General features: G+C 64.8%; 20 protein-coding genes. All 20 read right to left on the reverse strand.

The window, feature by feature from the left end; genetic code table 11:
- Positions 1 to 26: 26 nt before the first annotated feature.
- A complete protein-coding gene (locus PAN31108_RS11430; RefSeq protein WP_150668969.1) occupies positions 27 to 890 on the reverse strand; it encodes a MinD/ParA family ATP-binding protein in 864 nt (287 codons plus the stop codon).
- On the reverse strand, positions 883 to 2,142 hold the full coding sequence (flhF, locus tag PAN31108_RS11435) for a flagellar biosynthesis GTPase FlhF (protein WP_150668970.1): 1,260 nt from the start codon (positions 2,140 to 2,142) through the stop codon (positions 883 to 885). Before flhF ends, PAN31108_RS11430 begins: the two co-directional genes overlap by 8 nt.
- Entirely contained in the window at positions 2,139 to 4,244 is a 2,106-nt protein-coding gene (gene flhA, locus PAN31108_RS11440; RefSeq protein ID WP_150668971.1) for a flagellar biosynthesis protein FlhA, read from the reverse strand. Before flhA ends, flhF begins: the two co-directional genes overlap by 4 nt.
- A 3-nt stretch (positions 4,245 to 4,247) precedes the next feature.
- Positions 4,248 to 5,399, reverse strand: coding sequence for a flagellar biosynthesis protein FlhB (gene flhB / locus PAN31108_RS11445; protein ID WP_150668972.1), 1,152 nt, complete (start codon positions 5,397 to 5,399; stop codon positions 4,248 to 4,250).
- Between the two features lie 318 nt (positions 5,400 to 5,717).
- The gene (gene cheZ / locus PAN31108_RS11450) at positions 5,718 to 6,341 is read right to left on the reverse strand and encodes a protein phosphatase CheZ (RefSeq protein WP_281350062.1); all 624 of its coding nucleotides are present in this window, start codon (positions 6,339 to 6,341) and stop codon (positions 5,718 to 5,720) included.
- 53 nt (positions 6,342 to 6,394) lie between these two features.
- Complete coding sequence (cheY, locus tag PAN31108_RS11455) at positions 6,395 to 6,793, reverse strand: chemotaxis response regulator CheY (RefSeq protein WP_042113604.1); 399 nt, start codon at positions 6,791 to 6,793, stop codon at positions 6,395 to 6,397.
- 132 nt (positions 6,794 to 6,925) lie between these two features.
- Entirely contained in the window at positions 6,926 to 8,005 is a 1,080-nt protein-coding gene (locus PAN31108_RS11460; protein ID WP_150668974.1) for a protein-glutamate methylesterase/protein-glutamine glutaminase, read from the reverse strand.
- A complete protein-coding gene (cheD, locus tag PAN31108_RS11465; RefSeq protein WP_150668975.1) occupies positions 8,002 to 8,676 on the reverse strand; it encodes a chemoreceptor glutamine deamidase CheD in 675 nt (224 codons plus the stop codon). The genes PAN31108_RS11460 and cheD overlap by 4 nt, the downstream gene beginning before the upstream one ends.
- Before the next feature lies 1 nt (position 8,677).
- Positions 8,678 to 9,619, reverse strand: coding sequence for a CheR family methyltransferase (locus tag PAN31108_RS11470; RefSeq protein ID WP_150668976.1), 942 nt, complete (start codon positions 9,617 to 9,619; stop codon positions 8,678 to 8,680).
- A gap of 148 nt (positions 9,620 to 9,767) precedes the next feature.
- Positions 9,768 to 11,402 carry a methyl-accepting chemotaxis protein gene (locus PAN31108_RS11475; protein ID WP_150668977.1) on the reverse strand — a complete coding sequence of 545 codons (1,635 nt, stop codon included), beginning with the start codon at positions 11,400 to 11,402 and terminating at the stop codon, positions 9,768 to 9,770.
- Between the two features lie 213 nt (positions 11,403 to 11,615).
- Entirely contained in the window at positions 11,616 to 13,397 is a 1,782-nt protein-coding gene (locus PAN31108_RS11480; RefSeq protein WP_150668978.1) for a methyl-accepting chemotaxis protein, read from the reverse strand.
- Between the two features lie 91 nt (positions 13,398 to 13,488).
- The gene (locus PAN31108_RS27005; RefSeq protein ID WP_150668979.1) at positions 13,489 to 15,903 is read right to left on the reverse strand and encodes a methyl-accepting chemotaxis protein; all 2,415 of its coding nucleotides are present in this window, start codon (positions 15,901 to 15,903) and stop codon (positions 13,489 to 13,491) included.
- Positions 15,904 to 16,009: 106 nt separating this feature from the next.
- Positions 16,010 to 16,525 carry a chemotaxis protein CheW gene (locus tag PAN31108_RS11490; protein WP_047906364.1) on the reverse strand — a complete coding sequence of 172 codons (516 nt, stop codon included), beginning with the start codon at positions 16,523 to 16,525 and terminating at the stop codon, positions 16,010 to 16,012.
- Positions 16,526 to 16,542: 17 nt separating this feature from the next.
- The gene (gene cheA / locus PAN31108_RS11495) at positions 16,543 to 18,804 is read right to left on the reverse strand and encodes a chemotaxis protein CheA (protein WP_150668980.1); all 2,262 of its coding nucleotides are present in this window, start codon (positions 18,802 to 18,804) and stop codon (positions 16,543 to 16,545) included.
- Between the two features lie 51 nt (positions 18,805 to 18,855).
- Positions 18,856 to 19,239: a response regulator gene (locus tag PAN31108_RS11500; protein ID WP_150668981.1), complete on the reverse strand. Its 384-nt coding sequence runs from the start codon at positions 19,237 to 19,239 to the stop codon at positions 18,856 to 18,858.
- A 17-nt stretch (positions 19,240 to 19,256) separates the two neighbouring features.
- The gene (motB, locus tag PAN31108_RS11505) at positions 19,257 to 20,261 is read right to left on the reverse strand and encodes a flagellar motor protein MotB (RefSeq protein ID WP_150668982.1); all 1,005 of its coding nucleotides are present in this window, start codon (positions 20,259 to 20,261) and stop codon (positions 19,257 to 19,259) included.
- 12 nt (positions 20,262 to 20,273) lie between these two features.
- On the reverse strand, positions 20,274 to 21,134 hold the full coding sequence (gene motA / locus PAN31108_RS11510) for a flagellar motor stator protein MotA (protein WP_023598342.1): 861 nt from the start codon (positions 21,132 to 21,134) through the stop codon (positions 20,274 to 20,276).
- A gap of 129 nt (positions 21,135 to 21,263) precedes the next feature.
- Complete coding sequence (flhC, locus tag PAN31108_RS11515; protein ID WP_150668983.1) at positions 21,264 to 21,860, reverse strand: flagellar transcriptional regulator FlhC; 597 nt, start codon at positions 21,858 to 21,860, stop codon at positions 21,264 to 21,266.
- Positions 21,861 to 21,946: 86 nt separating this feature from the next.
- Positions 21,947 to 22,264: a flagellar transcriptional regulator FlhD gene (gene flhD, locus PAN31108_RS11520; RefSeq protein WP_023598340.1), complete on the reverse strand. Its 318-nt coding sequence runs from the start codon at positions 22,262 to 22,264 to the stop codon at positions 21,947 to 21,949.
- Between the two features lie 684 nt (positions 22,265 to 22,948).
- On the reverse strand, positions 22,949 to 24,160 hold the full coding sequence (locus PAN31108_RS11525) for a Bcr/CflA family multidrug efflux MFS transporter (RefSeq protein ID WP_150668984.1): 1,212 nt from the start codon (positions 24,158 to 24,160) through the stop codon (positions 22,949 to 22,951).
- Positions 24,161 to 24,334: the final 174 nt, after the last annotated feature.

Consider the following 24,334-nt stretch of genomic DNA (forward strand, 5'->3'; position numbering starts at 1 on the left):
CGCTTCCTCTCGACGCGTGCCGTGACTCAGACCGTGTGTGCGCTCACCGCGCCCACGCCATGCGTCATCTCGCCACCGCGATCGCCGCCGATATCGTCGATCCCCGTGCGCCCCGTCTCTCGCATGGCCAGCGGCCAATGCGTGACCTGCGACGCCAATTGACGAAACGCCACCGCCGCCGGCGCCATCGGGAAGGCATCGACGACCGTGCGCGTCAGATGCCGCGCGCGCACGACCTGCCGATCCGACGGCACATGACCCGCCAACTCCAGCGACACCGCCAGATAACGGCTCGCCGTGGTGGCGAGATTGCGGCATACCACCCGTGCCTCCATATCCTCGGTGCGATTCACCAACACCCGGAACTGCGCCAGCGCATACTCGAAATGCGCCTGCTTGATCCAGGAATACGCCCCCGTGATCGCCGCCGGCTCACACCCCAGCACGACGAGCACGTCGTGCGCATGCGCCGCGAGCGGACTCAACACCCCGCCCGTATGTGTGCAATCGACGACCACGACGTCGGGCTCGCCCGCCGTCAGCAAAGGCAGCGAACGCTGCGGATCGATACGCTCAGGGTGACGGTGCGCCACCGGCACCAGCACTACGTTGTCACGCGTGTGTACGCGAATCGCATCGGACGACACGCGTCCGGCAATCACGTCATGGATGTCGCCGCGCAGCGGCAGGCCGAGCGCCGGCGCCGCATGGCCGCTCTCGTCGGCCAGCACGACATCCTGACCGTGATGGGCCAGCGCGCTGGCCAGATTCAACGCAACACTCGTCTGACCGGCCTCAGGCGCACTTCCCACCACCGCGACGATACGGGTGGTATGGCGCGCCACCAGACGGCGCAGCCCCTCAGCTTGATCGAGTACGAGTTTAACCAAAGCAGGCCTCGCCTGAAGGTTGCGCGGGCGCGAACAGCCCGCTGTAGTTGGGATCGACCCCACGCACCACTGCCGGCAGATCTTCCTCGGACGGTACGAACGGCGACCCCGTGACCGGCGCGGACAACGCCGTGTCGATCAGGAACTGCCGGTCGGCCACGTGCAGATTCTCCGGCACGCGCTGTCCCGTGGAAACGTAATGCACCGGCAAACGGTGGCGGATCACCGTATCGAGCACCGACCCGAGATTGGTCGTCTCGTCGAGCTTCGTCAGAATACACCCGGCCAGATCGCCACCGCCCTCGGCGCTGGCGCTGCGGTAGGCGTGCACCACTTCATTGAGCGTGTCGCCATGGCTCGTCGCGTTGAGCAACAGCAGACGCTGCACCGGCGTCTCCGCCCCACACAGCATCGCGACCTGTTCCGGCACCGTGCGATCGCGCTGGCTCATGCCGACCGTGTCGATCAGCACCATGTGCTTGTTACGCAACTCGGTCAGCGCCAGGCGCAGGTCCGTCGCGTCCTTCACCGCGTGCACCGTCACACCGAGAATCTTGCCGTAGATGCGCAGTTGCTCATGGCCGCCGATACGATAGCTGTCGGTCGTGAGCAGCGCGAGCTTCTCCGCGCCATGACGCATCACGCAACGCGCCGCCAGCTTGGCCGTCGTGGTGGTCTTGCCCACACCGGTCGGCCCCATCAGCGCATACACCCCGCCGCGATCCATCAACTCGTCTTCGTTCGGCATGATGGGCAGGTTGCGCTTGAGCGCATTCTTCACCCAGTCGAGACCGTTTTCCCGGTCGCTGCCTTCGGGCAGATGTTCGAGCAGCGCCCGGCCAAGCTGCGCCGAGAAGCCTGCCGCGAGCAATGTGCGCAGAATCTCGCCCTGCGCCGGGGAGCGGCGCTGTTTGTCGTTCCAGACCAGCCCGGCGACCTGCTCTTCGAGCAAGCCGCGCATGCTCTGAAGCTCGCCCATCATCGATTGCGCAAAGGCGCTCGCCGCCGCCATGTCGTTCGCCGCCGTCGTCTGCGCGGCGGACACCGGGGGTGCAGCCGGACGCGGGCGCGGACGATGCGTCGGCAGATCGCCGCCGGCCAGTGCGTCCAGATCCTCTTCGGCCAGCGCCACGATCTCGACGCCGTTGGCGACCGAACGGTTGGACAACACGACCGCATCGGGTCCGATTTCCTCGCGAATCTGGCGCAGTGCGTCGCGGCACGTGCCCGCAAAGAATTTCCGAATCTTCACGCTTGACCTCCGATGAGTGCCGTCATTTTCACATTACGGGTATCTGGCACTTCCGCATACGACAAAACCTTGAGCTGCGGCAAGCTGCGACGCAAGAAGCGCGAGAGCAGCGAACGCAGCGGATGTTGAACCAGCAGTACCGTCGGCAAGCCCTGACGCTCCTGACGCGCCACCGCTGCCTGGGTTTCACGCAGCAGCGTGTCCGCAAGGCCTGGCTCCAGACCGGTGCCGCCGCCCGCCGACAACGCCTGCGTGAGAATTCGTTCGAGATTGGCGTCGAGCCCGACCACTTCGAGATCGCCACTGCCCGGGAACACGCTCTGCGTGATCGCACGGCCCAGCGACAGACGCACCAGCGCCGTGAGGTCGTACGGATCCTGCACGCGCGCGCCGTGTTCGGCGATGGTATCGATGATGGTGCGCATATCGCGAATCGGCACCTGCTCTTCGAGCAGGTTCTGCAGCACTTTCTGCAACGTGGTGAGCGCGATGGTCTTCGGCACCAGGTCTTCGATGAGCTTCGGCGCGTCCTTGCCGATACGCTCGATGAGCTGCTGCACTTCCTGACGTCCGAGCAACTCGTGCGCGTGAGCGTTGATCAGGTGATTCAGGTGTGTGGCGACCACAGTGCCCGCATCGACCACGGTGTAGCCGTACGCCTGCGCCTGATCGCGCTGACCGACGTCGATCCATGTCGCGGGCAGCCCGAAGGCCGGATCGCGCGTCGGTGTGCCTTGCAACGGCGCGCTGACCTGCCCCGGGTCGATGGCCAGCAACTGACCGGGGTAGGCTTCGCCTTCGCCGATGATCACCCCCTTGAGCGTGATCCGGTACTGGTTGGGCCGAAGCTCCAGATTGTCGCGAATGTGCACCACCGGCGCGAGGAAGCCGATTTCCTGGGCGAACTTCTTGCGGATACCCTTGATGCGCTTGAGCAGTTCGCCGTCCTGATTGCGGTCGACGAGCGGAATCAGACGGTAGCCGACTTCCAGACCGAGCGGGTCGACCAGCGCCACGTCGTCCCACGACGCCTCGGCCACTTCGGCCGGCGCCTGCGCCGCCACCGGCGCCGGACGCGCCGCCTGCACCTTGGCCGCCGCCGCTTTGCGGAACTGCCAGCGGGCAAGCGCGCCGAGTCCCAGCGCGAGCACCAGGAAGGCGAAGTGCGGCATGCCCGGGATCAGGCCCATCAGGCCGAGGATCGCCGCCGTGATGCCGAGTACCTGCGGATTGCTGAAGAGTTGCGAGACGACCTGCTGGCCGACGTCTTCGTCCGTGGCCACGCGCGAGACGACCACACCGGCGGCCGTCGAGATCACCAGCGCCGGGATCTGCGCGACGAGACCGTCGCCGATGGTCAGCAGCGTGTAGTTCTTGGCGGCGGTGCCAAGGTCCAGATTGTGCTGGACCACCCCGACGATCAGGCCGCCGATGATGTTGATCAGCATGATCAGCAAGCCCGCGACCGCGTCGCCGCGCACGAACTTGGACGCACCGTCCATGGACCCGTAGAAGTCGGCTTCCTGGGCGATCACCGCGCGGCGCTTGCGGGCTTCCTCTTCGCCGATGAGACCGGCGTTGAGGTCGGCGTCGATCGCCATCTGCTTGCCGGGCATGGCGTCGAGAGTAAAACGCGCGCCCACTTCGGCGATACGGCCCGCCCCCTTCGTGATCACCATGAAGTTGATGACCACGAGGATGATGAACACCACGATACCGACCGCGTAGTTGCCCCCGACGAGGAAGTGACCGAAGGCCTCGATCACCTTGCCGGCAGCGTCCGGGCCGGTGTGGCCTTCGAGGAGCACCACGCGGGTGGACGCCACGTTCAGCGACAGGCGCAGCAGCGTGGAGAACAGCAGCACGCTCGGGAACGCCGCGAAGTCGAGCGGCTTTTGCGTATACATGCTCACGAGCAGCACCATCACCGCCAGGGCGATGTTGAACGTGAACAGCAGATCCAGGATGAACGGCGGCAGCGGGAGGATCATCATGCCCAGAATCATGATGATCAGCACCGGCGCGGCGAGCGACTTCAAATTGCCGCCGAGGAGCAATTGCGACGTACGCAGCAGCTGGTTCGCGCGTGGGTTGAGGTTCATTCGTTACACTCGTTTCGACCCGAGGCGCCGGGGCGCATCGAGTTCTGCCGGCACCGGCAGGTCCGACGGGGTCATCGGCTCGATCCCCCCTTCGGTACGCCAGCGGCGAAGCTGGAAGACCCACGCCAGCACCTCGGCCACGGCCGTGTAAAGCGTGGCCGGGATTTCGTGACCGATTTCCACATGACGGTGCAGCGCACGCGCGAGCGGCGGGGCTTCGAGGATCGGGATACGGTGCTCCGCCGCCATCTCGCGAATACGCTGCGCAACCAGATCGGTGCCCTTGGCGAGTACGCGCGGCGCACGCATGCTGTCCTTGTATTCGAGCGCGACGGCGAAGTGCGTCGGGTTCGTCACGATCACGTCGGCCTTGGGCACGTCCTGCATCATGCGGCGGCGCGCGGCCTGACGCTGCAACTGGCGGATCTGCGCTTTGACGTGCGGATCGCCTTCCGTTTCCTTGTTTTCCTGACGCACTTCCTCTTTGGTCATGCGCAGTTTCTTGTAGTGCTGCCAGATCTGGAACGGCACGTCGATGGCCGCCACCAGCAACAGCGAGGCCACGATGAACGCGCAGCACACCACGATCATTTCGCCCACATAAGGCAATGCGGCGCGCGGCGCCTGCGTCATCAGCCCCATCACGGCGTCTTTGTCGCGCGCAATCGCCCAGTACGCCACCGCCCCTACGAGCAGTGTCTTGGCCACGGCCTTGACCAGCTCGACGAGTCCCTGCGTGGAGAACATGCGCGTCAACCCCTTGAGCGGGTTCAGGCGGCCGAAATTGGGGGCGAGCGATTTGGTCGTGAAGAGCCAGCCGCCGAGCGCCATCGGCGCGGCGATGGCGGCAATCACCAGCAAGCCGAGCAGGGGTGCGATGACCATGAGCGCGTCGGCGCCCGAGTGCGCGGCGTACGACAGCATGCGACGGGTATCCATGGCCGTGCCCGGCTCGAATTGCATGCCGTGGCGCATCAGTTGGGCGAAGCCCTGCGAGATGCGGTCCGCCGTCATCCACATGCCGGCCACGCCGGCGGCCAGCAAAGCGAACGTCGAAAGCTCGCGCGAACGCGCGACCTGACCCTCCTCGCGCGCCTTCTCAAGGCGCCGGGGGGTCGGTGATTCCGACTTTTCGAGATCGCTTTCCTCTGCCATGCCCTATCCACAGCGGGCGGACGAACCCACCCTATCGCGACCGATTATGGCCGTAACCGTCAAGTCACAAAGGGGGGAATAGAGGCGGGATTAGGCGGTATATTGGGCCAGACTTCGCGCCAAGGTCCGGAGCGGGGGCGTGAATGTAGGGAAAAGCCCTCTTCGGCAGGGATGTCGCCCGCCGGTCGGGGGCTGACGGCGACGATGCCGCGCGCATGACGGTGAGGATGGTGAGGATAGCGCGGCACACGCCGTGACGTGCCGGCGTGCGCGCGCCCGGACGTCGTGCTGCGGGTCCGGCCGCGGACCCGGCAGACGTCAGAAACCGAGGCTCGCGAGCAGGTCGTCGACCTGTCCCTGGTCGGCCACGATATCGGTACGGCCTTCTTTCTTGACCTGCGGCCCGTTGAGCAGCGAGTCTTCGGCTTCCTTGCGCTTCTCGGGCGGCATGTTCTCGAGCAGCGTCTGGAGCAGATGCTTCTCGATCTCCTGCACCACGTCCATGATCTTCTTGATGACCTGTCCGGTCAGATCCTGGAAGTCCTGCGCCATCATGATTTCCATCAGATGGTTGTTGGTCGCGCGGGTGTCGTCCGGCACGCGACGCAGGTAAGTGCGGGTTTCGGTGACGAGCTTGCGGGCGTCGTCGAGTTCGAGCGGCTGGTCGAACCATTTGGCCCAGCGCTCGTCGAGCGCGTTGGCGTCCGCTTCGAGGCGGTCCTGAATGGGCTTGGCCAGCTCGATCGCCGTCAACGCCCGCACCGCCGCCTGTTCGGTCATGGTGGCGACGTAGTTCAGGCGGTCGCGCGCATCGGGAATGGCCTCCGCGGCCTGCTCCAGTTGCTTGTCCAGACCGAGTTCGCGCAGGTTGTCGCGCAGCATGCGCGTCAACTGCCCGATGCGCATGAGCATGCGCTCCGCCGGATCCGCCTCGCCGGTCACGTAAGCGCCGCTGGGCTCACCCGGCCATTCAGTGCTCGACTCGTGGGTCACGTTCAGGCCCCCGTTTTTTCCATTTTCTCGAAGATCTTGCCCAGCTTCTCATCGAGGGTCGCCGCCGTGAACGGCTTGACCACATACCCGCTTGCGCCAGCCTGGGCGGCGGCGATGATGTTTTCCTTCTTGGCTTCGGCCGTCACCATGAGCACCGGCAGCTTCGAGAGGTTCGGATCGGCGCGAATTTGCTGGAGCATCGTCAGGCCGTCCATATTCGGCATGTTCCAGTCCGACACCACGAATTCGAAACTGCCACCGCGCAGCTTGGCCAGTGCCGCCGCGCCGTCTTCCGCTTCGTCGACATTGGAGAAACCCAGCTCCTTGAGCAGGTTTCGCACAATGCGACGCATCGTCGGGAAGTCGTCGACGACCAGGAACTTCATGTTCTTATCAACCATCATCACTCCAATTCTGCCGGCCCCGCGCAGGGGGCCGACGATATTCACGGGCAAATTCCACCGTCACTCAGTGCCCTGAGTGTGGACGCAAATCGCTGCGGACCATACGGCGAAAAAACGCCAAAAACCGAACTATACCCGTTGCGTGCGCTCGCCGAATTTTGCGACCTGATGAAGCACTTTTCGGGCCATCTCGTGCAACGGCACCACCTCTTCCGCGCCGCCCATCGCAATGGCCTCGCGCGGCATGCCGAACACGATGCAGCTCGCTTCGTCCTGTGCGAGGGTGTGCGCACCGGCGCGGCGCATCTCCACCAGGCCCGCCGCACCGTCGCGGCCCATGCCCGTGAGAATCACCCCGATCGCATTGCGTCCGGCGTGCACGGCTGCGGAGCGAAACAATACATCGACCGACGGCCGATGTCGATTTACCGGCGGCGCCGGATCGAGCACGGCCACGTAGTTCGCGCCGCTGCGCGAGAGTTGCAGGTGCGTGTCGCCGCCCGGGGCGATGTACGCGTGACCCGGCAACACACGCTCGCCATGCTCGGCTTCCTTCACCGTGATGCGGCAAAGCCCGTTCAGGCGCTGCGCGAACGACTTGGTGAAGCCTGCCGGCATGTGCTGCGTGATCAGAATCGCCGGGGCGTCCGGCGGCATCGGCACGAGCACTTCGCGAATCGCTTCCGTGCCGCCCGTCGACGCGCCGATGATGATCAGCTTCTCCGTCGAGACCAGTGGATTGCGCAGCATCGGCGCGGCTTCCACCGGCGCCGGCGTAGCGCTCTTGGGCGGGGCGCTGCGCACGCGGGCGCGAGCGGCAGCGCGAATCTTGTCGGCAATCATCTCGCCGTATTCGAGCATGCCGTCCCGAATCCCCAGACGCGGCTTCGTCACGAAGTCCACCGCGCCGAGTTCGAGCGCGCGCATCGTCACTTCCGAGCCCCGCTCGGTCAGCGACGACACCATGAGCACCGGCATCGGCCGCAGGCGCATGAGCTTCTCGAGGAAGTCCAGGCCATCCATACGCGGCATTTCGACGTCGAGCGTGAGCACGTCCGGGTTATGTTGTTTGATTAGATCACGCGCCACGAGCGGATCGGGTGCGGTCGCCACGACGGTCATGTCCGGATGCGCATTGATGATCTCCGTCATCAGGCTGCGCACGAGTGCGGAATCGTCCACGCACAGGACTTTGATTGGTTCGCTCAAGCCTCCTCCATTTTTCGGTTGTCAGGCCCCGGCCGAGGCTTGGCATTTCTGGCCGGTGGCGCAAAGAGTTCTACGGAGCCCCGTACTTCGCGTGCACGCAAACGCTGCGCGTACGCCTGTTCCCGCTGGACGATGGCCGGATCGCCCCGGTCGCCCAGCTTCTTGACCATCACCCGCCCGGTGCGCGGCAAGAAGCACACCTTGCGCGGATGCGGTCCGAGCAGATCCTGCGCAGTCACGCGAATCTGCTCCATCTCGAGATAGCGCAACACGAAATTCGCGTTGCGATCGCCGATATTCAATGTGGTCATGCCCGCGAGCACTGCACCGCCGCCGAAGACTTTCGCCTCCAGTCGCTCGCGCCGCGCACCGAGCTTGATCAGCTCGTTGATGAGCATTTCCATGGCGTACGCGCCGTAACGCATGGACGCCGAGAGTAACCGGTCTCGCTCGCTTTCGCCATCGTCGGGCAGCATGAAATGGTTCATGCCGCCAATGCCCGTGACGTTATCTCGCACACACGCGGCGACACAAGAACCGAGCACCGTCACGAGCATGATGTCTTCCGTCGTGACGTAATACTCCGAGGGCAGCAACTTCACCGCCTGCGTGTTGAACGCATTGTCGAAGTAATGGTTGGTCGCCAGTGCTTCGGCCAGTGGCTGTGCCATGTCAGGCTCCCCGTGCGCCCGCACCAGCCAGTTCGTACACCGTCTGCCCACGCAGACGGAACGCCCGGCTCACGTAAGTAAAGTTCTCCGAGTGCCCCGCGAACAGCAGGCCATCCGGTTTGAGCAAGGGCACGAAGCGCTCCAGAATACGCGCCTGCGTGGCCTTGTCGAAATAGATCATCACGTTGCGACAGAAGATAACGTCGAACGGCCCGCCGATCTGCCACGACGGTGCGAGCAGGTTGAGCGGCTCGAACGTGACCAGTTGCTGCAACTCGGGACGCACCTTGATCTTCCCCGAATTCGCCCCGGTGCCGCGCAGGAAGTGTTTGCGCAGTTGTTCCTGCGTGAGCTTGCCGGTCTGCTCGCCGTTGTAGACGGCGGCGGACGCGCGCGCGAGGACTTGCGTATCGACGTCGGTGGCCAGCACGCTCGCATTCGGTCGCGAGCCGAGCGTGTCGACCAGGGTCATCGCAATCGAATACGGCTCCTCGCCCGTCGATGCCGCACAGCACCATACCGAAATCGGCTTGGCGCGGTGGCGCACGAAGTCGGCGAGCAACGGAAAATGGTGGGACTCGCGGAAAAACGACGTGAGGTTCGTCGTCAGCGCGTTGGTAAACGACTCCCACTCGCTGTCGCCGGTGTCCGCTTCGAGCATGTCGAGGTATTCGGTGAAGCTCGTCATGCCGAGCGCGCGCAGACGGCGAGCAATCCGGCTGTACACCATCTCTCGCTTGTGCTCGGCCAGCGCGATGCCGGCGCGCTGGTAGATCAGGTTGCGAATACGGCTGAAGTCCGCCAGCGAGAACGCGAAGTCGCGCTCGCCCGAGAGGGCGGCGCCGCTTGCGCGCGCGAAATCCGCGCCGCGCGAGCCAGCGTCGCCGTCGGTGCCGGGGGCGCCGCGACGCGTCAGATGCGAGGTATTGCGCGAATCAGTCATGGTGTCTCACTTTGTCACGGCGTCACGTGAGCGCCGATCCCCATTTGCACTACTCAACTGCCAACGTCGTAACGGCTAAGCCTGCGGTGTCCTGACGTCATGGCCCACCCGGCTCACTTCAGCTCACCCCGGCTCACCCCGGCTCATCTCATGCCGCCCGGGCCATCGGTTGTGACGCAGGCTCGCGGCGCGTCGTGCCGAGCGTGTGAACGCTGCCGGCGCTCACCGCCGCGCCCGTCTGGAACACCGATACCGCCGCGCGCAACTCGTGCGCCTGCGATTCCAGCGCCCCGGCGGCGGCCGCCGCCTCTTCGACCAGCGCCGCGTTCTGCTGCGTGACTTCGTCCATCTGCGTGACCGCGCGATTGACCTGCTCGATACCGCTCGACTGCTCGGCAGACGCCGCCGAAATCTCGCCCATAATGTCCGTCACACGTTTGACGGCCTGCACGATCTCTTCCATCGTCTGACGCTGACGCGCCACCAGCGCCGTGCCGTCCTGCACGCGACGCGACGAGTCCTCGATCAACGCCTTGATTTCCTTCGCCGCAGCCGCACTGCGCTGGGCCAGCGTGCGCACTTCGCCCGCCACCACGGCGAAACCGCGCCCCTGCTCGCCCGCGCGCGCCGCTTCCACCGCCGCGTTCAGCGCCAGAATGTTGGTCTGGAAGGCGATGCCGTCGATCACGCCGATGATGTCGACGATCTTGTTCGAACTGGCCGAGATACCGTCCATGGTCTCGCCGACCTGCCCCGAGACTTCCCCGCCGCGCGTAGCGATCTCGGACGCGTTCACGGCAAGCTGGCTCGCCTGACGCGCGTTGTCCGCGTTCTGGCGAACGGTCGCCGTCAGTTGCTCCATCGACGACGCGGTTTCCTCCAGCGACGCCGCCTGCTGTTCCGTGCGTGCCGACAGATCGGTGTTGCCCGCCGCGATTTCATGCGCGGCCGTGGTGATCGACTCGGTACCCTGTCGGATCTGCGAGATGGTTTCCGCGAGCGTATGCTGCATGCGTTGCATCGCGTAGAGCAGGCTCTGCGTGTCGCCCGGCGCCACGCTCACATGGCTATGCAGGTCGCCGCCGGCGATGCGATGCGCGATCTCCGATGCGTATTCGGGTTCGCCGCCGAGGCTGCGATGCACGTTGCGGATGATGATCACCATCGCCGCCGTGACGATAGCGCCGATCACGAGCAAAGCGATGCCGAAACGGGCGAGCGTGCTATAGAACGCATCATCGATGTCCTGCACGTACACGCCGCTCATCAATCCCCAATCCCACGGCGCGTAGTACTTCACGAACGAGAGTTTGGCGAGACGCTTGTCGCTGCCGGCGACACGCCCGAAGTATTCGACGAAGCCCGACCCTTTGTCCTTGGCGACGCGCGCCATCTCGACATAGAGCAGCTTGCCGTTCGAATCCTTGTAAGTGGAGACGTCCTTGTTCACCAGATCGGCGAGCGTCGGGTGCATGAGCACGGTCGGCCGGGTGTCGAAGATCACCACATAACCGCTGCCGCCCTCACCGTAGCGCATGGCCTTCAGGCGCGCCATCGCCTGTTGCTTCGCGTCTTCGACGCTCATCTTGCCGGCGGCCGCCTGTGCGGCGTAGTCGCGCACGATGCCGTCGGCGCTCGTCACGATGTTCTCCACCGATGCGCGACGCTCCGATGCCATGGTGCCGCGCTCATGCCAGGCGGCCAAACCGCCGAGAATCAAAAGACCCAGCCACATCAGCGCGAGCGCCGACCAGAGTTTTGCCTTGAGACTCAACTGCATCATGATCCGACCCTCCACCACCCGCCTGCCGGGGCGTCACACGGCTGTGCGGCGCCCACGACGGCTTTTGTCTTGCCGATTATTGCCACTTGCCGACACACGTCTTGCATGTCCCGGCGATCCTGCTTCGCCGGGGACAAACGCGTGCACCTTACCTATGATTTGCTGCTGTCTTGCGCTATCGCTTCGTGGCGACCGGTCGCGGTTGTGATGGGGTCAGAACGTCTCCCAGTCGCCGTTCGCGTCGTCCGTGCCGGTACGTGCAGCCGCCGGTGCAGCAGCCGCGGGGGCGGGCTTGCGCAGCGGCGCCGGTGCGGGCGTAGCCTTCGACGCGGTAGCGGTGGCGGCGGCCGGCGCCGGCGCAGCAGGGGCTGCGGTCTTCTTGGGTGCGGCAGGACGTGCCGCCGGCAGCGCCGCCAGCGTGGGGGCGACCGGGCTTGCCGAGACCTGGCTGGCGTCCACACGGAACACCGAGACGGTCGTCTTCAGCCGGTTGGCCTGCTCTTCCAGCGAACCGGCGGCGGCGGCCGCTTCCTCGACCAGTGCCGCGTTCTGCTGCGTGACTTCGTCCATCTGCGTGATCGCGCGGTTGACCTGCTCGATGCCGCTCGACTGCTCGGCGGACGCCGCCGAAATCTCGCCCATGATGTCCGTCACACGCTTCACGGCCTGCACGATTTCGTTCATCGTGTGACCCTGCTGGGCGACCAGTGCCGTGCCGTCCTGCACGCGACGCGACGAGTCCTCGATCAGCGCCTTGATTTCCTTCGCCGCAGCCGCACTGCGCTGGGCCAGCGTGCGCACTTCGCCCGCCACCACGGCGAAGCCGCGACCCTGTTCGCCCGCGCGCGCCGCTTCCACCGCAGCGTTCAGCGCGAGGATGTTCGTCTGGAACGCAATGCCGTCGATCACGCTGATGATGTCGACGATCTTGCTGGAACTCGCGGAGATGCCATCCATCGTCTCGCCGACCTGACCGGACACCTGACCGCCGCGCGTGGCGATTTCCGATGCGTTCACGGCAAGCTGGCTCGCCTGACGCGCGTTGTCCGCGTTCTGGCGAACGGTCGCCGTCAGTTGCTCCATCGACGACGCGGTTTCCTCCAGCGACGCCGCCTGCTGTTCCGTACGTGCCGACAGATCGGTGTTGCCCGCCGCGATCTGCTGAGCGGCGGACGTCATCGATTCCGTGCCCGAACGGACTTCGGCGACCGTGCGCACGAGACTGTCCTGCATATGCTTGACGCCCTTGAACAGACGGCCCGTCTCGGTGTCGTTCCAGACTTCGATGCGTTGCGTGAGGTCGCCGCTGGCGATCTTCTCGAAGTGCTTGATGGCGTCGTTGATCGGGCCGACGATGGCGCGCGTGAGCGTGATCTGCGTGACCACGCCGACCAGCACGCCGACCGCCAGGCCGATGCCCACGAGCCACATCACCAGCGTGTAGCGTTCCTGCGCGACGGTGTAGCGGTCTTCGGCGCTCTTGAGTTGCTGATCGGCCAGCACCGACATCGCCTTGGTGTAGTCCGCGAACAGACGCGGCACGTCCATCACGGTCTTGGCGTGGAAGTCGGGGATGTCACCCGATTCGATGGCCTTGAGCGCGGGCACGATGCCGTCGTTGACGACCTTGCCGCGTGCCTGGGCCACGGCGTCGGCCATGGCTTTTTCATCGGCACTCATCGGCAGCGCGGCGTAAGTCGCGTACGCCTCGTCGGCTTTCTTCAGGTTCGTGCGCACGCTCTCGATAGCCGACTTGATTTCGGTCGGATCGGCAATGAATTCGATACGTGAGAGCGTCACACGAGCGCGCAGCGTATGGATCGTCGTTTGCGCGAGCGCCTGCGACGACGCAATATCGTTCGTATAAATCTCCTGCATCGCTGCATTGCTTTGTCGCAGTGAGATCAGCCCCGCAGCCGCACCGACGATCAGCAGCACCATGAAGAGTCCGAGCGCCAGCGTCAGCCGTGCCCGGATGGTGACATTCTTAAACATAACGACCTCTACCCCGTGAAGACCGGCCTCTGACCGGTATAGCCATCACAACAATCTCGACTCTTGGCCGACGCTTTGCATCCACGTACCGTCAAAACTCTTCCCAGTCGCCCGGGTCACTGGTCTTTGCCGTCGACGTTGTCCCCGTCGCTCCGCCTGCCGGTGTCTTGCCACGACGCGCCGCCAGTTGCAGCACTTGTGCATCTTCCTGTGCGTCCGCCGCCGGTGTGGCGACTTGCGGGCGCCGCGTCGCCGTTCGTGTCGCGGCGCCGCCCGCGCTCGCGCGCGCCGGTGCGGCACCGGCCTGAGTCGATTGAATCGATTGAGTCGACCGAACCGACTGCCCTGACGAAACCGGCTGGACCATCGGCACCGCGTGCGCTGCCTGCATGGTCGCTGCGACCGGCTTGGGCGCGACTTGACGCACGCCCGTCGCATGTTGTTGCGCCAGCGCGTGCCGTGCGCTCGGCGCGCCGGCCGCCTGGAAGGCGTCGCCCACACGGAAGACCGACACGGCGTCGCGCAGCCGATGCGCCTGATCTTCCAGCGACCCGGCTGCCGCCGCCGCTTCCTCGACCAGCGCCGCGTTCTGCTGCGTGACCTCGTCCATCTGCGTGACCGCGCGGTTGACCTGCTCGATGCCGCTCGACTGCTCGGCGGACGCCGCCGAAATCTCGCCCATGATGTCGGTGACGCGCTGCACGGCCTGCACGATCTCGTCCATCGTCTGACCGGCTTGCGCCACGAGAGCCGAGCCGTTTTCCACGCGCCCGACCGAATCTTCGATGAGGACCTTGATTTCCTTCGCCGCAGCCGCGCTGCGCTGGGCCAGCGTGCGCACTTCGCCCGCCACCACGGCGAAGCCGCGACCCTGTTCGCCCGCGCGCGCCGCTTCCACCGCAGCGTTCAGCGCGAGAATGTTCGTCTGGAACGCAATACCCTCGATTACGCTGATGATGTCCACGATCTTGTGCGAACTCGTCGAGATGCCCTGCATCGTGTCGACGACGTTGCCCACGACCTGACCGCCGCGTGCGGCGATTTCCGACGCGTTCACGGCGAGCGCGCTCGCCTGCTTGGCGTTGTCGGCGTTCTGCTTGACGGTGGCCGTCAGCTCTTCCATCGACGAGGCAGTCTGCTCCAGCGATGCCGCCTGTTGTTCGGTGCGCGCCGACAGATCGGTGTTGCCGGCGGCGATTTCACGCGAGGCGATATTGATCGACTCGATGCCTTCACGCACATCCGAGACGATGGACAGCAAGCTGTTCTTCATCACCGTGAGACCGAACAGCAACTGCCCGATCTCGTCGCGCCCGGTGCCTTCGGCCTTGCCCGTGAGGTCGCCCGCCGCGATCTGCTTGGACATGGCAAGCGCGACACGCAGCGGGTGGTTGATCGCGCGACGCAGAATGCTGCCGAGCACGAACAACACGACGATGCCGCCGAGCACCGCCACGGCCGTCGCCGCACGCACGAGCGTGTGCTCCTTCTGCGATTGTTGGTAGAGATCGGTCGCCTGCGTGAGTTCGAGGCGCGTAAGCGCGTTCAGCTCGTCGCGCATCGGACCGTACGCCGGCTTCACTTTCTCCAGGTACGTCTGCTGTGCGCCTTCGGCCGAGCCTACACGCAGCATCTCGACGGTCTTTTGCAGCCCGTCGCTGGTAAAGCGCTGACGGATCACGTCGAAGCGCTCGGCCTGCGCTCGCGTGTTGGTGTCGACCGTCTTCATGTACTCCGCCCACTGGCGGTTGATGTCGTCGAGGCTGCCCGCGATTTCGTCGCCCGCGCGCTTCATCGCGTCGAGGTTCGGGCTGCCCACGGCTTCGGCCACGAGCAGAACATCGCGGTCGAGTTTCTGACCGATCGCACCCAGCGTGCTCACCGGCACCATGCCGTTTCTGTACACCTGCAACAACTTGGTATTGCTGCTCGACACGCCCCACAGGCCCAGCCCGCCGACCAGCGCGAGCATGAGCGCGCCGAGCACGATGATGCCGGTCAGCCGCGCGCGCAGCGTGTCCAGACGCACACGACGTGCGAGCGCTGCGATGCCGCCGCGCTCGATCTGACCGCCGCGAATGCGCAGGTTGCCCGCCTGCGCGTTGCGAAAGCGCGCGTAGACGGCGTCGGCTTGCGCCGTGACGCCGGCCGCCGGACGCACACGCACCGACGTGTAGCCGACCACCGCGTCGTTTTCCAGCGTTGGCGTGACCGTCGCGAGCACCCAGTAGAAATCGCCGTTCTTGCGGCGGTTCTTGACCAGCCCCGTCCACGTGTCGCCGCGCTTGATCGTCTCCCACAGATCGCCGAATGCCTCGGGCGGCATGTCGGGATGGCGCACGATGTTGTGCGGCGCCCCCAGCAGTTCGTCACGCGAATAGCCGCTCACCTCCACGAAGGCGGGATTGGCATACGTGATCCGCCCCTTCAGATCCGTCCGAGAGATCAGGTACTGATGCTCGCCGATGACGAATTCGTTCTGGGTAACGGGCTGGTTATCGCGCACGTGCTCGGTCTCCGTGGACTGGGGTGAATGGGTTATGTCTGTAGGGAGTCACGCGGCGGGTGTCTCGGCCCGCCGTCGGATTTTGCCTCGGCGGCGTCGGCCGGGCTCAGCTCGCCAGACGCTCGATGAGCGCCATGTCGTCGCTGGTCATCAGCTTCTCGATGTCCATCAGGATCAGCATGCGGCCTTCGACCGTGCCCAGCCCCGTGATGTACTCGGTGGCCAGTTGCGCGCCGAACTCGGGCGCGGGCTTGATCTCGCCGCGCGCGAGCGTGAGCACGTCGGACACGCCGTCCACGACCATGCCGACCACGCGACCCGCCACGTTCAGAATGATCACGACTGTCTGCGTGTCGTACTCGACGCGCCCCAGACGGAACTTGATGCGCATGTCGACGATCGGTACGATGATGCCGCGCAGGTTGATCACGCCCTTGATGAAGTCGGGGGCGTTGGCGATGCGGGTGACCGCATCGTAGCCGCGAATTTCCTGCACCTTCAGGATGTCGATGCCGTACTCCTCTTCACCCAGCGTGAAGACGAGAAATTCCTGGCCGTCGCCATCGGTCTGCATGGCGCCTGCGTGGCGCGACACGGCCTGCTCTTGCGAAAGGTTGTCCATCTAACGCGTCTCCGACTTCAGTTGAAGATGGTGGCAGCGGCCGAACGCTGACCGCGCTGGAGCGCCGCCACATCGACGATCAATGCCACACTGCCGTCACCCATGATCGTGGCGGCGGAAATACCGTGAATACGGCGGTAATTGGTTTCGAGGTTCTTCACCACGACTTGCTGCTGACCGACCAGTTCGTCGACGAGCAATGCGAAGCGACGGCCTTCGGCTTGCAGAATGACGATGATCCCCTGTGTCGGATCGAGACGCGCTTCGGGCACGTCGAACGCACGGTACAGTTCGACGAGCGGCAGATACTCGCCGCGCACCAGCACGACCTGACCTTCGCCGGTCACGGCGCGAATGTCGTCGCGACGCGGTTGCAGCGACTCCATCACGAAGTTCAGCGGCAGGATGAAGATCTCCGGGCCGACCTTGACGGACATGCCGTCGAGAATCGCGAGCGTGAGCGGCAGCACGATGCGGATCGTGGTGCCCTTGCCGCGCGTGGACAGAATCTCCACGTGACCGCCCATTTGCTGGATGTTGCGCTTGACGACGTCCATGCCCACGCCCCGGCCCGACACGTCGGTCACGGCTTCGGCGGTGGAGAAGCCCGGCGCGAAGATCAGTTGCCAGACCTCCTCGTCGGACATCGCCTCGGACACGTTCATGCCCTGCTGCTGCGCCTTGGCGAGAATCTTCTCGCGACGCAGCCCCGCGCCGTCGTCGCTCACTTCGATGACAATGTTGCCGCCCTGATGCGCGGCGGACAGCACGAGCTGGCCCACCGGGTCCTTGCCCGAGGCCACGCGCAGTTCGGTCGTCTCGATCCCGTGGTCGAGGCTGTTGCGCACCAGGTGCGTGAGCGGATCGATGATGCGCTCGATCAGGCTCTTGTCGAGTTCGGTCGCCTGACCGAACGTGACGAGTTCGATCTGCTTGCCGAGTTTGGTCGCGAGATCGCGCACCAGACGCGGGAAACGCGAGAACACGTAATCCATCGGCATCATGCGGATGGACATCACGGCCTCTTGCAGATCGCGCGCATTGCGCTCGAGCTGGCCCATGCCGTTGAACAGGCGATCGTGCAGCATCGGATCGAGGCTGCTGGCCGTTTGCGCGAGCATGGCCTGCGTGATCACCAGTTCGCCCACGAGGTTGATGAGCTGATCGACCTTTTCCACGCCCACGCGAATCGAGCTGTTCTCGTGACCGGCAGCCCCGCCGGCCGCAGGCGCAGCTGCGCGCTTTTCGGGCGGGTGATGGGCGCCGTTCCCGCCACCGGATGCCGCAGCCGGCGGTGCGGCGGGCGGCACGACGATCGGCTCGGCCGCCGGCGGCGGCACGACGGCGGCGGCGGGCGCGGTGGAAGACGCGGTGGAAGACGCGGTGGAAGGCGCGGCGGTAGGTGCTACGGAGACCGGGGCCGGCACTTCGATCGGTGCGGAAGCGGCCGGGGCCGGCGTGAAGATTTCGGACGTCGGTACGGGCGCGGCGACAGGTTCCGGCGCGCCGGCGCTCGCGGCAGGCGCTGCCGCAACGGCCGACGCGTCCTGCACGTCGATCTGCGACGGCTCGATCACGAAGCAGCACACGGCGAGAATGTCGTCGGCGCCGCACGTGGTGTCGAGCCACAGGTGCAGTGCGTCGCCCACCGACTGACGGCCGGCGACGGTGCCGAGGTTGCCCAGCTCTTCGGCGAGCAACGTCTGATCCTTCTCGCCAACGCCGGTGAGTGTGACCTTCAGGCGAGTCTGGCCCGGCGGGATGGCTCCGCTCGGCGCGCCGCTGGCGTCCGGCCCCGCGTCGGGCTGCGGCGCGGGCGCGGCTGCGACCGGTGCCGGTGCCGGCGCGGGTGCCGCAGCCGGCGTGACGGGCGCAGCGGAAACCGGTGCGCCGTCGCCTTCGGCGGCCAGTTGCTGGAGTACGGCGCAGATGCGCTTCATTGCCTCGGCATCGGGCTCACTGGAGGCGCGGTAGGCATTCAACTGTTGATGCAACACGTCTTTGGTTTCCAGGAAGGTATCAACCATCTCGGTGCGCAACTGCAATTCGCCTCGACGTGCGCGATCGAGCAAGTTTTCCAGCAGGTGTGTGGTTTCGGTCAGCGCGGTGAAACCGAACGTCGCAGCGCCGCCCTTGATCGAGTGCGCTGCCCGGAAGATCGCGTTCAGTTGCTCGTTGTCGGGCGCGCTGACGTCGAGCGCCAGCAGGAGGTGCTCCATCTCGGCGAGCAACTCTTCCGCTTCATCGAAAAAGGTCTGGTAGAACTGGGTGATATCCACCGGTTTCCTCGTCCTAACTTGGTTGTGCCATCGACGCCATCGACTTCATCGTCATGCGCCTTCGCCGACGAGCGAACCGACCACGTCGACCAGTGCTTCGGGGTCGACCGGCTTGATCAGCCAGCCGCTGGCGCCCGCTTCACGGGCTGCCGTCTTGTAGGCGCCGTCGACTTCCGTCGTCAGCACCAGAATGGGCGTTTGCGCGAACGCATCGAGTTCGCGCAGCGCGCGAATGAGCGATAAGCCGTCCATGCCGGGCATGTGCTGATCGGTCAGCACCAGATCGAACGCCGCGTTCGACGCCAGCGCCAGCGCTTCCTGCCCGTCACGGGCGGTCGTCACGGCATAGCCGGCTTCGTCGAGCGTAGCCGCCAGAATCTGACGCATCGACGCGGAATCGTCGACGGCGAGAATCGTGTTGCGAAGGGCCTGCATGCGTTTCCTCTTGTCGGTTATCGCGCGGTCGCGCCAGGCACTGCGGGGGCGGACGGGGGTGCGGGTGGTGTGGGCACACCCGGCACGGCCGGAAGCTCGCCGCTCATCGCGGCGCTCACCGCGTTGCTGCCTGCGCCGCGTGCGTTCGCGGCGTCGATCGTCGGTTGATCGGCTTCGTGCTTGACCGACTGCTCGGCGCGCCGGTTGAGCACGATGATGCTGATACGACGGTTGATCGGGTTGTAGGCGTTGTCGCGATCGAGCGGCACGGTGGACGCCAGCCCCACCACCCGCAGCACCTTCTCGCCGTCCAGCCCGCCTGCGATCAGTTCGCGACGCGACGCGTTCGCCCGGTCCGCCGACAACTCCCAGTTGCTGTAGCTCTTGTCACCTTGCGCGTAAGCCGTGGCGTCCGTGTGACCGGACAGACTGATGCTATTCGGCACGCCGTTGAGCGACTTGCCGATCTCGCGCAGAATGTCACGCATGTAAGGCTGCACCTGCGCGCTCGCATTGGCGAACATCGGGCGGTTCTGGTCGTCCACGATCTGGATGCGCAGACCTTCGGTCGTCACGTCGATGAGCAGTTGCTTGCGGAACTGCTTGAGCGTGGGGTTACTTTCGATCGCTTTCTCGATGCGCGCTTTGAGCTCGCGCAAACGTTGTGCATCGGCCCGCTCGGCGATCTCGGCCGTCGTCGCATTACGCGCACGCGCCTGATCGCCGCGCGACTTCTGGCCGTCGGTGCGCGTGGTGTCCGTGCCGCCGCCCGGGATCACGCCGCTGTTGTCCGCGGCGTTACGTCCGCCCGTGAGCGCGACCTTGAGTGGCGTGCGGAAGTATTCCGCGATGCCGCTCAGTTCCTTGCTGCTCACGGAGCTGAGCAGCCACATCAACAGGAAGAACGCCATCATGGCCGTCATGAAGTCGGCGTAGGCGATCTTCCACGCACCGCCGTGATGGCCGTGCCCGCCGGCTTTGCGGCGTTTGACGATGATGGGCCGCTCTTCTTTCTCGCTCATTGCGCTCGCCCGTCAACGTGCCTTGACCTGCCGCACGTGCTCTTCGAGCTCGGCGAACGACGGACGTACGGTGGAATACAGCACCTTGCGGCCGAACTCGACCGAGAGGGCCGGCGCGTAACCGTTCAGGCTGGCGAGCAGCGTGACCTTGATGCACTCGTAGAGCTTTACCGACTCGTTGATGCGGTGTTCGATGAGTTGCGCCAGCGGCGAGATGAAGCCGTAGGCGAGCAGAATGCCGAGGAACGTTCCCACCAGCGCCTGCGCGATGAGCGCGCCGAGCACGGCCGGCGGCTGGTCGGCGGACGCCATCGTGTGCACCACGCCCATCACGGCCGCCACGATACCGAAGGCCGGCATTGCGTCGCCCGTCTTTTGCAGACAATGTGCGGGAACTTCGCCTTCATGGCGGTACGTCTCGATTTCGTGATCCATCAGGTTCTCGATCTCGAACGCGTTCATGTTGCCGCTGACCATCAGGCGCAGGTAGTCGGTGAGGAATTCCATGATGCGCGGCTCGCCGAGAATGCGCGGGTATTGCGAGAACACCGGGCTCGATGCGGGGTCTTCGACGTCCCCTTCGATGGCGAGCATGCCGTCCTTACGCGCTTTCGCGAGCAGCACATACAGGAGCGCCATGAGCTCCATGTACAGCTCTTTGGTGTATTTCGAGCCCTTGAACAGCATCGGCAGCGCTTTCATCGTTGCCTTGATCGCTTTGCTGTTGTTGCCCACCACGAACGAGCCGACGCCCGCGCCACCGATGATCAGCAGCTCGGTCGGCTGAAACAGCGCGCCCAAGTGGCCCCCGCCAATGACGAAGCCGCCAAAGACCGATGCCAGAACGATGATGTAACCAATGACGACAAGCACTGCCGGATACCTCTCGCAAAAATACGTCTACGGAAAAATGTCCTTCCTGTTCAGAGGGCTTAACGGCAGACACGCAGGGAAACTGTAGGGGCGGGATAACCTCAGGGTGTTCTCGTCGGGCAGGCTCGCTCAGGCGGCCAGCGGGGAGATGTCCGGGTCCGGCTCGGTGGAAGCCACGGCGGGCGCCAGATCGGCGGCATGCGCGTGTTTCGCTTTCCGGGTCTTTCCGGCGCGCGACGGCGGCTGGCACAGACCGCAAACGTACTGGCCATGCGGCTCGTGGGCGTGCGTGACGAAATGGCCGCCACAGCGCGTGCACGGCGTCATCTGCAACATCTTGCTGTCGAAGAAGCGCACGAGCGTCCATGCCCGCGTAAACCCGAGCACCGCTTCCCATCCGTGCAATTCCACGTGTTCCAGGTACAGGCGATAGGCCTTCACGATGGCCTCGATGCCCTGGCAGCCGCCGTATTGCACGAGGTGTCGATAGATGTTGTGGAAAAGCGACGAGTGGATGTTGGGCAACCACGTCACGAACCAGTCGGTCGAGAACGGAAGCATGCCCTTGGGCGGCGATGCGCCCTTGAGTTCTTTGTAGAGTTTGATGAGCCGGTCGCGGCTCAGGCTCGTTTCCGCTTCCAGCAACTGGAGGCGGGCGCCGAGTTCGATCAGTTCGATGGCCAGCTGAATCTCGCGGGCCTCGAGAACGACGCTTTTGGTGCGCATATACAGGCTTCCTGGCAAGTCACGCCAAGCACTGTCCTGTCACGACGGCAGGACGGCGCGAGGCGCGCGTCGCGTATGTCGTGCGCTCAGCCGATCTGCTCGACGGGCTGCCCCGCGAGCAGAATCGAAGCGTGCGACTGCTGCATACCCACGTCTTTCGCACCGTGCGTGAGGCTCGAAAGAATCACGTGGTCGTCGAATCGAAATCGGCACAGAAGCTGGTTGGACCCCGCGAACTTGACGAGTTGCGCAAGGGTGAGACTGCCGAGCACGTCGGCGAGCTGGTCGCTGATCCCCAGGCGGAACATTGCCGCCGCGCGATCCTCGCGGATCAGGCGCTGGGCCAGGACGAGGTAGGAGAGATTCAACTCACGAATCTCATTCAGTGTTTCGCTGTTTCGCATGCGGCCCCCCGGCGCAATGGATGAATCTGGCGGTGACTGTCTATTCCCCCGCATTGTGGACAAGGGCGAAAGATAAAGAAATCGGAGAAAAACTACAGAAGGGAGCGAGAAAAGAGGAAGTTTTTTGTAGGAATTTTTCCTACAAGCGAGGCGCACAGGGATCCGACGACGCGCTCGGGGGGAACGTTCGGTGACAGAGCGTGACGACTTCATGAAAGTGTCACGAAGCTACGCTCTACTACTTGACTGTATTTCGGCCGACTTTCACCGAACTTTAGCCATCCTTGCAAAAAATTTCGGGGGGCTTCTGCAGGGGAGCTGAGACGTGCTCTGCCTCGTACTTTGCCCAGTACGCAGGCACGGGAACAGCGCAATTACAAAGTGTTACAGATGTAGTGGGGGAGCCGAATCCTAAGTTTGGAAGCGTCGCTCGGGTTACGGTTCCCGAATAGTTGCCGGGAATCGCGAAGCAAGTCTTACTAATCCTTTCGATAACGTGCGCCTGTTCAACCTCGTTTCGCCGATCAGGCTTCAACTGACGCCTCGAATCCGGTGACGTTCCCGCCGCCTCACCTTGACGACGCGTTGAAGAAAACTGTCAGACGGGGATCGCCCGTGTAGGAATCGGCGTGTAGGACAGACAGCGCCATGTGACGATCGTCACCCGGTCATACCGTCACCTCGTCACTTCATCCCGGTGGCGGGCGGCAATACCGGTCTCCCCCGGCGGATCAGCACCGTGTGGAAGCCCCACGACAACACGCCGCACACCGCCATGACAGCGGCCATGGGCACCGCGGAGCGGGCGTGCAGTAAGCCGACGGCAGCGCCGGCGCTCGCCGCCGCGAGGAACTGCAACGCACCGAGCAACGCCGAAGCGGCGCCCGCACGTTGTTGCTGGCGGTTGAGCGCCTCGGCAATCGCATTCGGCTGCGAGAAGCCGAGGCTGGTCACGTAGGCGAACAAGGGCACCATCAGTCCGATCAGGCCGCCGAGCCTGAGCGCCGCCACGGCCAGCAGCAACAGACCGAGGATCGCGACGAGATTGTTCGTCCGGCGCAGCACGGCAGCCGGGCGGCGCGTGCGCAGGAGATAGGCGTTGATTTGCGAGCCCGCGATGATGCCACAGGCGTTCAACCCGAAGAGCCAGCCATAATTGGCCGGGTCGATGCCGTACAAATTGATGAACACGAAGGGCGAGCCGGTGATGTAAGCGAACATCCCTGCCTGAGAAACGCCGCCCGCGAGCGCATTGCCCATGAATTCGCGATCGCGGATCAACGCGCCGTAGTTGTGCCACGCCGTCGCGAGCCAGTTGCGCGCCTGCTTCGCTGCCTGACGCGTCTCCGGCAACCAGTAAACGGACATCGCGAAACAGGTCGCCCCGAAGGCCGTCAGCCCCCAGAAGATCCAGCGCCAGCCGACGAAGTCGAGTACTTGCCCGCCGATGAGCGGTGCGAGAATCGGGGCGGCGCCCATGATGAGCGTCATGCGCGAGAGCACGCGCGCGACGGTCGCCGTATCGAAAAGGTCACGCGCCATGGCCCGGGCGATCACGAAACACGCGCAACCGCCGACCGCCTGAAGAAAGCGGCTGACGATCAGCGTCTCGATGTTGGGCGCCAGCGCGCAGCCCGCCGACGCGAGTGTGTAGACCGCCAGGCCGGCGTACAGCGGCCGCTTTCGCCCATACCGGTCGGCAAGCGGGCCATGCAGTAGCTGACCGAGGCCCAGTCCGATGAAGAACGATGCCAGGGAGAACTGCACCGCGGCGTCCGTCGTGTTCAGTTCGCGTGCGATGCTGGGCAACGCGGGCAAATACATGTCGATCGACAGCGAGCCGATGGCCGACAGGATGCCGAGAACGAAAACGGTGCGAAAAGTTTGGGCGGGCATTGAGCGAGGCCTAGGGTAATCCCGAATGATACGGCAATCGCCCCGGTTTCGCTTAAAAAGTGAGCAGTGGCGGTATCCGGATCGGTTTGGCCGCCGGCGTTGGCCCTGCGTCTGCCTCGGGCAACGTCGCTCACTGCCCGCCGTCCCCTCGCACGTCCCTTGCACGTTCCCGCC

Source organism: Pandoraea anhela, from assembly GCF_902459655.1.
In the GTDB taxonomy this organism is placed as follows: Bacteria; Pseudomonadota; Gammaproteobacteria; order Burkholderiales; family Burkholderiaceae; genus Pandoraea; species Pandoraea anhela.